Here is an 11,837-nt window from a genome sequence, read left to right as displayed (position 1 = left end):
GAGAGTTTCTTACCAGTTGGAGTGGAAGTAAACCCAAAGGCCCCCGATTACCAGCACCTGCAAAAACAAAATGGCCGGAATGCCGAAGCGAAAGGTCTTGTGAAGGGTTTTGTGGCGAAAGACCTTCATACCCAAGAGTGCCCCAAGACTGCCGCCCATGGCGCTGAGAAGAAACAGCGTTTTCTCCGGGACCCGGCGAGTGCTTTCGTGGTTTACTTTCCACTTTGCCTTCAGTTTGTCAAAACCAAAAACCAGAAAAGTAATCAGGTTGATCAGGAATAGCCACGTGAGCGCAAGGCCCAGAGGAGAGGCGAACAGGAACGCCACGGTGGAAAAGTTCGTGGCTTCCGGAGGCACAGGCAGTTTCGATTCCATTGGGAGCCCTCCTTAATGAATCAGTAAACCATTCAGCGGGAAATGCAAAATGAGCCGACGGAATTTTCCGTCGGCTCATTTTAACACAGCGATCAGGCCTTTTCAAGCGTACGCAAGACTGCGGCGGTCTTTGCTGCCAGCCGCGCGTTGTTATATACCAGCTGGATGTTGCTGTTCAGAGAGTCACCCCCGGTAAGGTCCTTAATTTTCGCCAGCAGGAAGGGTGTGGTTTCCTTGCCGTGAATCCCCTGCTGCTCTGCCTCTTTAACGGCCTGAGCAATGGCGTCGTTGATAACCTCCGGGGACATGGAATACTCCTCGGGAATGGGGTTTGTAACTAACATCCCGCCGCCAAGGCCCAACTCCTGCTGGACGTGGAAGGCCTTTGCCAGCTCTTCCGGGGTGTCCAGTCGATAGTCCACGCCAAAGCCGGATTTCCGGGTGTAGAAAGCGGGCAGTTCCTCCGTACCGTACCCAATGACGGGCACGCCGTGGGTTTCCAGATACTCCAAGGTCAGACCAAGGTCCAAGATGGACTTCGCGCCCGCGCAGATCACCATGACGGGGCTGTTCGCCAGCTCTTCCAAATCCGCCGAGATATCCATGGTGGTTTCCGCGCCCCTGTGAACGCCCCCGATGCCACCGGTGGCAAAGACGGAAATGCCGGCAAGGTTCGCGATAATCATAGTGGTGGTGACGGTGCAGGCCCCGTCCCGGCCCTGCGACACCAGCACCGACAGATCCCGGCGGCTGGCCTTGGGAACGGCGTGGCCGGTTTTGCCCAGATAGTCGATCTCGTCTTTGGAAAGGCCGGCCTTCAGGCGCCCTTTGATGATGGCCATGGTGGCAGGAACGGCACCGTTGTCCCGGATAATCTGCTCCACGTTCAGCGCTGTCTCCACGTTCTGAGGGTAGGGCATGCCGTGGGAAATAATGGTGGATTCCAGAGCGACCACGGGCTTGCCCGCGTCCAGTGCAGCGCGTACTTCAGGAGAGATATCCAGATAATTGTTCAGCATAATGATTCCTCCAAGTATTATTTTTAAATAAAAATGACTGATTGTAAAATAATCTGTTGAAAATCGGGGGATTAAAGTGCTTTATAGACCTCCGCGCGGCGGCATAGCTCGTCGGCTTGCATGGCCGGATTGATCGTCTCTCCGCTCTCCATGGCGATGGACGAGGCGGCAAGTCCCAGACGCGCCGTCTCCTCCAAATCCGAGCCCCGGAGATAGGCCCAAGTGATTGCGGCCATAAACGCGTCGCCGCAGCCGGTGGTATTCACCATGGTTCCGGGGATCACCGGAAGTTGCACGGCGGTGTGGTGGTCGGCGGCAAACACGCCGTCGCCGCCCATTGAGATGAACACGCGGCGCAGTCCGGTTTCCAACAGCGCGTCCGCCGCACGGCGAAGGCTTGACCCATCCCGGATTTCCACGCCGGAAAGCAGCTCCGCTTCAATGCGGTTGGGTTTCAAGGTGTGAAGTTTTCCTAAAATAGGCCGGAGTTTCTCCGCCTTGGCTGTGGAGACAGGGTCGCAGAAAATGGGGGCGGTGCAGTGGTCCGCCAGATAGGCGAGAGCTTCCGCCGGAGGGTTTGTGTCCGCCACCACCACTTGAGCGCTGTCCAGTAGTTTTTGACGCTGGGCCAAAAACTGGGGCGTCAGCCGCTGGTAAATCTCCATATCGCTGACGGCAAGGGCCATGTCGCCGCCCTCGTCGTTGATGAAAAGGTAAGTGGAGGTATGTTCCCCCGGCAAAAAGGGAGACTGGGACACGTCAATGCCCACTTCTGCGCAACCTGCGGCAATTTTCCGGGCATTCAAATCGTCGCCAAACACCGTCAACAGCCGCACGTCCAATCCCATGAGGGCCATATTGTGGGCAATGTTGCGGCCTACACCGCCAAGGCTCATGCGTACCCGTCCGGGATTGGAGTCCCGGGCCACTGGCACCTCGGCGGGCCAGCCGCCGATGTCCATGTTCACGCCGCCCACCACCGCCGCGTAGGGCGCGGTGCGGACAATATAGCCTTTCCCGGCGATGCAGCCCTTTTTCATCAGATTCGAGATGTGAACAGCCACGCTGGAGCGGGTGATGCCCGCTTTTTCCGCCAGCTCCTGCTGGGAAATCAGGGGATTTTCTTCAATCCAATTGAGTAGCTGACGCTCTCTTTGGGTCATGAACTTCACCTCTGTAAGCATTTTTTAATTTCGTAATCATATGTTTATTTTACCCGTTTCAAAAAAATTGTCAAGAGGAAAATTCACGGGGTTTCTCCGAAAGTGGATGCGAAAATACTTGTTACGGGAACTCCCACCTCCTGATTTTCGTCCAAGAGAAAAAAGGAGGCTGAATTTAAGTGAAAAAAATGAGGATAGCAATCGTATTGATGACTTTGTGCGCATTTCTGGCGGCCTGCGGGCAGGCTCTGCCGCCGTCGGCATACGCAGAATCGTCTTCCGGGGTTTCCGGGGGAGTGGATGATCCTACGGGAAGCGTAACCGTGTGCCGGATTGTGGACGGAGCGGAAACAGGAGAACTTTTGCTGGCGGAGCTAAACGGAGCGGATGGCGTGTATCTTCTGTCGACGGAGAATCTCCCCGTGACGGTGGACGGACAATCCGCAGATGCAAAAGACCTTACCGATGGTATGACGGTGGAGGTGGAGCATTCTGGCATGGTGCTGGAGAGTTATCCAGCACAATTCGCGCAGATTGTCTCGCTGCGGGCGCAAACACCGGAAAAAGGCAGTTATAACGACCTGTGTGGCCTGTGGCTGAAGGTCTTGGATGATTTGTGGAATACGGACACAGGCTTGAACGGCATGGAGGACGGCGGCACGGTTCCCTACGTGGGCGTGAATTTAAGCAGCGCCCCCGGCGATCTGACAGAGACAGAAAAGGCTGCCGTGGCGTGGCAGTTTGGGCAGCTTCACGGGGCGCAGGCTCTGATGGGAACCTTTGAAGAGCTGAAAGAGCAGGGGTATATCGACGGGGAGCAGCTTTTCTGGGAGGACGGCGTGCTTTTTTCCGTCACCGCGAACAAGCAGGGCGAGACGGCGGATGCCAGCCTGCCAACCCTGACGTTTGACGCGCAGAAATGGCGCGGGGGCCGCGGCGCGTATTTCTTTTCCGACTGCGTGTGCGTCTGGCCTAAGAGCGGCACATGGAAGGAGTACAGCATTGGAAACGAAGCCATCTCCTGAGTATAAATCCCCGCCGGACAAGGACTGTCCGACGGGGATTCCTTGTTGCACCAGGGGGAATCCCATGCTATAATGTCTAAGAAGCGGGCAGGATATTTACGCCGCCGTTTCCACTGAGTTTTCATACATTATTACGTCCGGTTTTCAATCGGCTGAAGCAGGAGAGTGAGCATGACCGCCAAAGAATTTCAGACCCATTCCTTATTTCAAATTTTCATCAGCTATTTTAAGCCCCACCGGCGGCTTTTCTTTCTGGACATCGGCTGCGCTTTTGCGATGTCTCTTATTGATCTGGCGTTCCCCTTTGTGTCTCGGTGGTGCATGTATACCCTGCTGCCCGAAAATGCGTGGCAGGCATTTTTCGCCGTGATGACAGCCGTGGTGGCGGCTTTTACATTGCGAGCGGCCCTGAGCTATGTCATTGCCTATTACGGGCATACCTTCGGCATTCTGGTGGAGGCGGATATCCGCCGGGACCTGTTTCACCACATGCAGGAGTTAGATTTCCGCTACTATGACAAAAACCGCACCGGCCAACTGATGAGCAGGCTCACCGCCGATCTGTTCGACATTACGGAGCTGGCTCACCACGGACCAGAGGACGTGTTCATCTCCTTTGTGACCATTGTGGGGTCCCTTGCAGTGATGTTTACCATTCAGCGGCGGCTGGCGCTGGTGATTGCGTTGATTCTTCCTGTGTTTTTCGCCGTGGTATGGAGCTTCCGCCGGTCTATGGCGGAGGCGTCGGACGCGGTGAAGCGGAAGACCGCCGCCATCAACACGGATATCGAGTCGGGCCTGTCAGGCATCCGCACCGCCAAGGCCTTTGCCAACGAGGCGGCGGAGCTGCGCAAGTTTGACCGGTCCAACGAGACGTTTAAAACTTCCAAGCGGGTGTTTCACAAGGCCATGGGCCGGTTTAACGCCGCCATGGAGTTTTTCCTGTGCATGCTGCAGGCGGCGGTGATTGCCGCAGGCGGTTGGTTTATCATGCAGGGGCAAATGAACACCATCGACCTGATTACCTTCAGCTTGTATATCACCACCTTTGTCAGCCCCATCCGCAAACTCTCCTCCTTTATGGAACTGTTTGCCAACGGGTCTGCGGGGTTAAAGCGTTTTGCCGAGCTGATGCGGGAGGAACCGGCACTAAAGGACGCGCCGAATGCGGCGGACCTTTCCCGCGTGGAGGGGCGGGTGGATCTGGACCATGTAAGCTTTGCCTATCGGGACAATCTGCCGGTGCTTCACGATGTTGACCTGCACATCCGCCCCGGCGAAACGGTGGCGGTGGTTGGCCCCTCCGGGGGCGGAAAGTCCACCCTCTGCCAGCTCATTCCCCGATTTTACGACGTGTCCGGGGGAAGTGTGCGGCTGGACGGGAAGGATGTTCGCCATGTGAAGCAAAGTTCCTTACGCCGAAACGTGGGCGTGGTGCAGCAGGAGGTGTTCCTGTTTGCCGCCAGTGTGCTGGAAAACATCCGCTATGGTCGGCCTGAAGCCACGGAGGAGGAAATTTTCAAAGCCGCGAAGGAAGCGGAGATTTATGACGATATCTGCGCCCTGCCCGACGGGTTTGACACCTATGTGGGCGAGCGGGGAACCCTGCTCTCCGGCGGGCAAAAGCAGCGCATTTCCATCGCTCGGATTTTCCTGAAGGACCCACCGGTGCTGATTCTGGATGAGGCAACCTCCGCGCTTGACAGTGTGACGGAGGCGAAAATTCAGGCCACCTTCGAGCGTCTTGCTAAAAACCGCACCACGCTGATGATTGCCCACCGACTTTCCACCGTCCAAAAGGCGGACCGGATTCTGGTGGTGGAGAACGGCGAAATTGTGGAGCAGGGTCCCCACGCGGAGCTGCTGGCCAAAAACGGCGCGTATGCTCAGCTATACCGTACGCAGGAATTGCGCCATGGATAAAACAAAGCTTTTAGACAGGGCCGCAAAAAGCGGTGAGGAGCGGCTGATTCTCGCCCGGGTGCTGGATCGGCTGGAGCAGGCCCAAAGCCGCAATATCCCCACCGCCACGGATTTTCTCTCTCCCCAGGAGCGGGCCTCCGCCGAGGTGCTTTTGCGCCTTGCGGGCGTGGGGGAGACAGAGTATGTGTCCATGGGCGGCTATGAAGGAGCCGAGCGGCGAATCCTTTTATTTCTGCCGGACTGGATGGACATGGAAGCGGCGGCAGAGCAAGGCCCGCTGCGGTGCCTGCGGGCGAAATACCGTCCCGAATACGACCTTGGCCACCGGGATATTTTGGGGAGTTTGATGGGCATGGGCGTGACCCGGGAGAAGACTGGGGACATTCTGGCGGGCAAGGAGTCCTGCGACTTGATTGTGCTGGAGGGCGTGGCCGATTTTTTGCTGCAAAGCTGGGACCAGGCCGGGCGGGCAAAGCTGAGTGTCTCCGCCATTTCAGCGGAGGAGTTGTCCGTGCCGGAGGAGCGCTTTGAAGAAGTCCGGGATACGGTGATGAGCCTTCGGCTGGACGCCATTGCCGCCACGGGTTTTAAGATGGCAAGAGGAAAAGCGGCCTCCCTGATTGCGAGCGGCCGGGTGCAGGTCAACTGGCTGGAATGCACGAAACCGGACCGTCTGCTGGCGGAGGGAGACACCGTTTCCGCCCGGGGCGTGGGCCGGTTTACGGTGACGGAAATCGGCGGCGTGACCAGAAAGGGCCGGACGTCCATTGTGGTTCGGCGGTCCGTTTGAGGAAGTGCGCATATGCTGGAATATGAATTTGAGACCATTGACTTGATTTTTGAGCGGGAAACACCCGGCAAGTGACAGGAGGAGCTGCATGGAGCAAGCGAAAATTGACCGGATCAACGAACTGGCTCGCAAGGCGAAGTTGCCCGAGGGCCTGAGTGAAGAGGAGACGGCGGAGCGTACCGCGCTGCGCAAAGAATATGTGGGGGCGGTGCTGGGCAATTTACAAGGACAGCTGGACAATACCGTGCTTTTGCGGCCCGACGGATCGAAAGAAAAGCTGAAGAAGAAAGGGAAGTGACGTCCATGACCCCCGAGAAACGAAATCAGGACAGCGACTGGGGCCATTGGGCGCTGATTGTCTTCCTGTTCGCAATAGGCATTTGGCCCGTGGCGCTGTATCTGCTGTTTTCCAAACTGTTTGGGAAGGGCGGTGACAAGAAAAAAACTGCGCCCCAAGCTTCCGCGCGCCCGGGCATGGAGCAGGCCCACCCGCAGGGACATGCCGTGGGCAGACGGGCGGAGGCTGCCGCCAGAAATCTGACCAGACGCCCGGCGGTGAAGCGGTCCAATGCGCAGACCATGAAAATGGTTGGCCTTATCGCTATGGGCATTGGGATTCTGCTCGCGTCGGAACCGGCGGGGATGGTGTTTGATGGGTTCAGTGGCTATCTCTGGGAGCTTTTTCAGTATTCCGCCATTGCGGCGGGTGGTCTGGGCCTGTTTTTCGGCGGTCTGAACATGGATGCAACTATGCGCCGTTATGCCCGCTATTCTGCAGTGCTGGGGGAGGCGGAGACCGTCTCCGTGGAAGACCTGAGCCGAAAACTTGGCTGGCCCAGACGGCGCGTGGAGAAAGATTTGGCGAAGATGATTGACCGGGGCTATTTTGGGCCTCAGGCCTATCTGGACCAGAGCCAAGGCTGCTTTTTTCGCAGCGCTCAGGCTGAGGAATCCCACCGCCGCCATAAGGAGGCGGAAGATCCCGTCCGTCAGCCGCCCAAGGAGGCAGAGGAGGGATATTCTGGCATTCTGAGAAGTATTCGCCGGGCCAATGAGCGGATTGCCGACCCTGTTTTGTCCGAGAAGATTGACCGTTTGGAAGACGTGACCGCCCGCATTTTTCGGGCGGTAGAGGCGGACCCGAAAAAGAAGGACCACATTGACACGTTTATGAACTACTATCTGCCCACCACTCAAAAGCTGCTGGACTCCTACGCGGAGTTTGACGCGGCGGGCGTGGAGGGGGAGAACCTGCGTCAGGCCAAGCTGCGGATCGAGCAGACTATGGATTCCATCGTCGCGGGCTTTGAGCACCAGCTGGACGAGCTTTACAAGACCGATGTACTGGACGTGGACAGCGATATCCGGGTAATGGAAACCATGCTTCGGCGGGATACCGCCAGCGTGGAGCGGGACTTTGGGCTGGGCGGTCTGGAGAAAGGAACTTCCCCCTCCGGGCGGAGCCGCGATGTGGATTTAGGCGGAACGGCGGCACAGACGCAGGAGGAGTAAAGGCTGCGCCGACACCGCGGAACAAGAGGGAAATCGCAGTGTTGACAGCAGGTGGGAGTGGAGAAGATGTACAAAACGGTGCATGGCGTTGAGCTATACTGCCGCAGCGTGGGCGAGGGAAAGCCGGTGGTGCTGCTCCACGGCCTTGGCTGCGACCATCGATTGATGACGGGGTGCATGGAGCCGGTGTTTGAACAGCGGCCGGGCTATCGACGCATCTACGTGGACCTGCCCGGCATGGGCCGGTCAGACGCACCCATGGACCGGGCTTCCTCGAATGCGATTCTGGAGCTTTTGCGCGTTCTTATCGCTGAGCTGACGGCGGGAGAGCGGTTTTTGCTGGTGGGAGAGTCCTATGGTGGTTACCTTGCTCAGGGCCTTTTGACCACAGAGCTGAGATTATTGACGGATGGGCTTTTGCTGATCTGCCCGGTGACTGTGCCGGAGCCGGAAAAACGGGAACTGCCTCCGGTGGGTGCCCTGGGTTATGATGAGAAATTTCTCCGGGAGCTGGGACCAAACGAGCGCGCGGCGTTTTGCAATCTGGCGGTGCTGGCAAACCGGCGGGTTTATGAACGGTATGAACAGGAGATTGCGTCCGGATTAGGTCTTTCAAACGGGGAATTTGTGTCGGCGCTACGGCGGAATTACGCGTTTTCCTTCGACGTGGATGCCCAAATCCGGACGCTGCACTTTGATCGGCCCGCGCTGCTGCTGGCCGGTCGGCAGGACGTCTGCGTGGGATACCGGGATTTATGGAAGCTTCTGGAGAACTTCCCTCGGGCGGCGTTTGCCCTGTTGGATTTGGCGGGCCACAATTTGCAAATAGAACGCCCGGAGGTGTTTTCCACGCTGGTGGGAGACTGGCTGGACAGAACGGCGGACTGCTTTTAAGTAGCCCGTTTCCTTGCAGATAAAAAAGACGGGGGATTGCCGAACCGGCAATCCCCCGTCTTCTGATGTATTTATAAATTGAGCAAAAGCTTTGCGGTTATGTGCAAATAATAAGGCTGCACCGCAAAACCAGCTGCTCACTCTGGAAAATGGAAAAGTGTGCGCTGTAAGTAAATCGGTGCGCATGCCGTTGAAAATTACTTGAAAGTCAACTCAGAATGACTGCCAGCACCAGCCCCAAAAGGCAGCCGAACGCCACCTGAAGTGGCGTGTGTCCCACAAATTCCTTCAGCTTCACTTCGCTTTCAAGATCGCTGCTGGCAAGTTCCAAAAGCTCGTTGAGAGCCTTGGCGTGCTTGCCTGCTTCCAGACGAACGCCCATGGCATCGTGCATGACAATAATGGCCAGAATGGCGGAGACAGCAAACGTTGCCGAGTCCAGACCGCACTCCAGTCCCGCGGTGACGGCCAAAGCCGTCACGGTGGCAGAGTGACCGCTGGGCATTCCTCCATCTCCAAACAGACGGCGAATGTCCAGCTTTCGGTTCATCAGAGCATAAATGATCAATTTCAGGACTTGGGCGGTAATCCAAGCGATCATTGCGTTTATTAAAAGATGGTTGTTCCATAGCGTCATATCGTGTTAATGCCCCCCGTACTGCAGGTATTGGCCGCGGCCTGCTCCATCACACTTCGACATTATAGCACATGCTAACTGAATGAGCCAGCATATTCGGGTAAAATCCCGCGTTTTTTTAGGTCCGAGAGCAAACGCGGCGTACATGCAAGGCAGAACCATTTTATGCGCCGGAGATTCTGCGCATGCAGCAATGGTGTGCCGTGAGCAGGCCGGAAAAACCTGACCGGAGGTATTCCCCACAGGCATACGCAAGCTCATCCAAGTCCTGTAAGCTTCTACTCAGCGGTGGCAGGCAACGAAAACATATATTCCTTCAGTTCCAAAAACCCGACGCAGCCCGTGGGCCGCGCCGGGTTTTTTAAAGGTAAGTGCAGTTAGCGCCGCAGCGATTGGTCACCGCACGGTGACCGGAAGAGCGAAAACAGGCTCGCTCAGTCCGCGTTTTTGGAGGCAATCGCCTTTTGCAGCCAATCCTTGCCGTCTACAAAGCGGGCGACCACATAGCTGATGACATAGTCACCGGCGGAGTTGATCATAGTGGCGGGGGGATCTACCAAATTACCGATGGTGATGGCGATGGGATAAGCCAGCTCCAACTGGTTGGGGAAGAAGACGGAGCACATGATGAACTCGCCGATGTAGCCGCCGCCGGGGATACCGCTCATACCCACGGAAGAGAACACCGCAACCAGAATGACTTTCAGGAAGGTGCCCATCCCATCAAACGGAACACCAAATACGCCGAACAGGAACGCAATTTTCAGCACGCAGGAGAAGCAGGAGCCGTCCATGTGCATGGTGGCGCCCAAAGGCACCACAATCTCGCTGACGTCCTTGGGAATGCCGGTTTCCTCTGCCACTTCCATGTTGGTGGGAATGGTGGCCACGGAGGAGCAGGTGCCCAGGCTGGTGACGGCGGGGCGGAGAATGTGCCGCAGCATCACCTTGATAGCGCCCTTTCCGCCGCCGAAGCGGGCAAACAGAGGGAAGGCGGTAAATATATAGATAAGGCAGAGGGGATAGTACACCAGTAGTGCGCGGCCATAGTCCTGCGCGATGCCGGAACCATAGGTTGCCACAAGATCGGCGAAGAAGCCGAAAAATGCGATGGGCGCATAGTAGGTGATGATCTTGACCACTTTCATCATGCAGTTGGACAGATCCTCCAAAAACTTACCCACAAGGCAGTCCGCTCCGCCGTTCATATTCACACCAAAGCCGAAGATGATGGAAAACACAATCAGGGGCAGCATGGCCCGACGGCTCAGCAGCGCCACAAAGTCCTCCGCCGTGAGGAAGCTGACAATCAGCTCCGCAATGGTCTTCTGCTCATCCACCGTTCCGGCGGGAATGTTCTGCCAGGGAATCAGCACAGGGGGAATCAGCTTCAACATAACAATCATGATTACAGCGGCAATGGCACCGGTGATCACAAAGGTGGCGATGGTGGCGCCCATAATTTTGCCAGCTCGCTTGGCGCTTTTCATGTTGGCCACGGCGCCGGAGATGGACGCAAACACCAGGGGAACCACGATGCAGAACATCAGGTTAATGAAGATCTGGCCCAGAGGCTTCAGAACGGAAGCGCCGAGTCCAATCACGTCGCCGTTTGCGTCCTTCACGTTGGGGAACAGGGCGCCCACGACACAGCCCAGCACAATGCCGCATACCATGCAGATCAAAAGGCCATAGCTGCTCCGCAGGGAGCTTTTCTTACTCATAAATTTAATCCTCTCTTTCACACACAATGGGGGGAGTTCAAACGCGCTGCGTTTATTTTGCGGGGCGAAGCTCCTCATCAGTAATTTCGCCCTTGCAAACAATGTTGGTGGGCCCCGTCAAATACAGGGACCGGATGGCGGAGCCCTCCCGCTCCACGTCCACGATGAGCTGCCCGCCGGTCATATCCACCCGGACGCCGGATCCCGAAACTTTGCCCTGCAAGGTCAGAACCGCGGCCACAGAGCCGGTGCCCGTGCCGCAGGCATAAGTAAAGTCCTCCACGCCACGCTCAAACGTCCGCTCATAAACCGCGTCCTCGCCGATAAGCTCGTAGAAATTCACATTGGCGCCCTTGGGGAAGGAAGGGTGATGCCGCATGGCGCGGCCCAGCTCCCGCAGCTCGTTTTCCTCTGCTTCCCGCAGGCCCTGATAAGGAACCGCCGCATGAGGAAGACCCGGATTGCCCAGCTCCACATAAGCGCAGGAATAGCGAACACCGTCCACCTCGATGGGATGCTCCAATTGGATGGTGGAGGGGTCATTCAGGCGGATGCGATAACACCGCCTGTCAATGCGCCTGCCTGTGACAATGCCCGCCGTGGTTTCCACCGTCTGTGTTTCTCCGGCAAGACCGGTTTCATAGCCGTACCGGCAGATGCACCGGGCACCGTTTCCGCACATTTCACCCACTGACCCATCAGCGTTATAAAACCGCATTTTGTAGTCGCCGCCCTGTGTGGGTGCGTCCACGACCATCAGACCGTCTGCCCCGAT

12 protein-coding genes are annotated in these 11,837 nt (G+C 57.0%); 6 read left to right on the top strand and 6 right to left on the bottom strand.

The features are described 5' to 3' along the window. Positions 1-9: 9 nt before the first annotated feature. The 3 genes from RT018_RS09405 to RT018_RS09395 form a co-directional block, all read right to left on the bottom strand. The gene (locus RT018_RS09405; protein WP_312941347.1) at positions 10-375 is read right to left on the bottom strand and encodes a DUF1294 domain-containing protein; all 366 of its coding nucleotides are present in this window, start codon (positions 373-375) and stop codon (positions 10-12) included. A gap of 92 nt (positions 376-467) precedes the next feature. Next, positions 468-1,394 (bottom strand): pseudouridine-5'-phosphate glycosidase, encoded by a 927-nt coding sequence (locus tag RT018_RS09400; RefSeq protein ID WP_312941346.1) that lies wholly within the window; start codon positions 1,392-1,394, stop codon positions 468-470. Between the two features lie 71 nt (positions 1,395-1,465). Next, positions 1,466-2,557: a PfkB family carbohydrate kinase gene (locus RT018_RS09395; RefSeq protein WP_312941344.1), complete on the bottom strand. Its 1,092-nt coding sequence runs from the start codon at positions 2,555-2,557 to the stop codon at positions 1,466-1,468. 179 nt (positions 2,558-2,736) lie between these two features. Between RT018_RS09395 and RT018_RS09390 the strand changes: the two genes are divergently transcribed. From RT018_RS09390 to RT018_RS09365, 6 genes are all read left to right on the top strand, one after another. Then, entirely contained in the window at positions 2,737-3,582 is an 846-nt protein-coding gene (locus RT018_RS09390; protein WP_312941343.1) for a hypothetical protein, read from the top strand. A 171-nt stretch (positions 3,583-3,753) separates the two neighbouring features. Continuing rightward, on the top strand, positions 3,754-5,505 hold the full coding sequence (locus RT018_RS09385; RefSeq protein WP_312941341.1) for an ABC transporter ATP-binding protein: 1,752 nt from the start codon (positions 3,754-3,756) through the stop codon (positions 5,503-5,505). Beyond that, positions 5,498-6,295, top strand: coding sequence for a YlmH/Sll1252 family protein (locus RT018_RS09380; protein ID WP_312941339.1), 798 nt, complete (start codon positions 5,498-5,500; stop codon positions 6,293-6,295). Before RT018_RS09385 ends, RT018_RS09380 begins: the two co-directional genes overlap by 8 nt. Before the next feature lie 88 nt (positions 6,296-6,383). Beyond that, positions 6,384-6,593 (top strand): DUF896 domain-containing protein, encoded by a 210-nt coding sequence (locus RT018_RS09375; RefSeq protein WP_312941337.1) that lies wholly within the window; start codon positions 6,384-6,386, stop codon positions 6,591-6,593. A 5-nt stretch (positions 6,594-6,598) separates the two neighbouring features. Then, entirely contained in the window at positions 6,599-7,807 is a 1,209-nt protein-coding gene (locus RT018_RS09370; RefSeq protein ID WP_312941335.1) for a 5-bromo-4-chloroindolyl phosphate hydrolysis family protein, read from the top strand. Positions 7,808-7,873: 66 nt separating this feature from the next. Beyond that, positions 7,874-8,701, top strand: coding sequence for an alpha/beta hydrolase (locus tag RT018_RS09365; protein ID WP_312941333.1), 828 nt, complete (start codon positions 7,874-7,876; stop codon positions 8,699-8,701). A gap of 208 nt (positions 8,702-8,909) precedes the next feature. On the opposite strand, the gene RT018_RS09360 is transcribed toward RT018_RS09365, so the two are convergent. The 3 genes from RT018_RS09360 to dapF form a co-directional block, all read right to left on the bottom strand. Next, positions 8,910-9,338 carry a divergent PAP2 family protein gene (locus RT018_RS09360; RefSeq protein WP_312941331.1) on the bottom strand — a complete coding sequence of 143 codons (429 nt, stop codon included), beginning with the start codon at positions 9,336-9,338 and terminating at the stop codon, positions 8,910-8,912. Positions 9,339-9,772: 434 nt separating this feature from the next. Next, positions 9,773-11,062 carry a dicarboxylate/amino acid:cation symporter gene (locus RT018_RS09355; RefSeq protein WP_312941330.1) on the bottom strand — a complete coding sequence of 430 codons (1,290 nt, stop codon included), beginning with the start codon at positions 11,060-11,062 and terminating at the stop codon, positions 9,773-9,775. A gap of 52 nt (positions 11,063-11,114) precedes the next feature. Then, a partial coding sequence (gene dapF, locus RT018_RS09350; protein ID WP_312941328.1) for a diaminopimelate epimerase occupies positions 11,115-11,837 on the bottom strand: 723 nt, incomplete at its 5' end.

The sequence above is a fragment of the Oscillibacter sp. genome, from assembly GCF_032060045.1.
GTDB lineage: Bacteria > Bacillota > Clostridia > Oscillospirales > Oscillospiraceae > Oscillibacter.
The sequence above is the reverse complement of the archived record's forward strand: the minus strand, read 5'-3'. Positions and strand labels throughout refer to the sequence as shown.

What these genes read in the sequence shown, in the direction of transcription:
- RT018_RS09400 (WP_312941346.1), bottom strand. Translation starts at nt 1,394, where the DNA reads ATGCTGAACAATTATCTGGATATCTCTCCTGAAGTACGCGCTGCACTG.
- RT018_RS09380 (WP_312941339.1), top strand. Translation starts at nt 5,498, where the DNA reads ATGGATAAAACAAAGCTTTTAGACAGGGCCGCAAAAAGCGGTGAGGAG.
- RT018_RS09365 (WP_312941333.1), top strand. Translation starts at nt 7,874, where the DNA reads ATGTACAAAACGGTGCATGGCGTTGAGCTATACTGCCGCAGCGTGGGC.
- RT018_RS09405 (WP_312941347.1), bottom strand. Translation starts at nt 375, where the DNA reads ATGGAATCGAAACTGCCTGTGCCTCCGGAAGCCACGAACTTTTCCACC.
- RT018_RS09360 (WP_312941331.1), bottom strand. Translation starts at nt 9,338, where the DNA reads ATGACGCTATGGAACAACCATCTTTTAATAAACGCAATGATCGCTTGG.
- RT018_RS09375 (WP_312941337.1), top strand. Translation starts at nt 6,384, where the DNA reads ATGGAGCAAGCGAAAATTGACCGGATCAACGAACTGGCTCGCAAGGCG.
- RT018_RS09395 (WP_312941344.1), bottom strand. Translation starts at nt 2,557, where the DNA reads ATGACCCAAAGAGAGCGTCAGCTACTCAATTGGATTGAAGAAAATCCC.
- RT018_RS09355 (WP_312941330.1), bottom strand. Translation starts at nt 11,062, where the DNA reads ATGAGTAAGAAAAGCTCCCTGCGGAGCAGCTATGGCCTTTTGATCTGC.
- RT018_RS09370 (WP_312941335.1), top strand. Translation starts at nt 6,599, where the DNA reads ATGACCCCCGAGAAACGAAATCAGGACAGCGACTGGGGCCATTGGGCG.
- RT018_RS09385 (WP_312941341.1), top strand. Translation starts at nt 3,754, where the DNA reads ATGACCGCCAAAGAATTTCAGACCCATTCCTTATTTCAAATTTTCATC.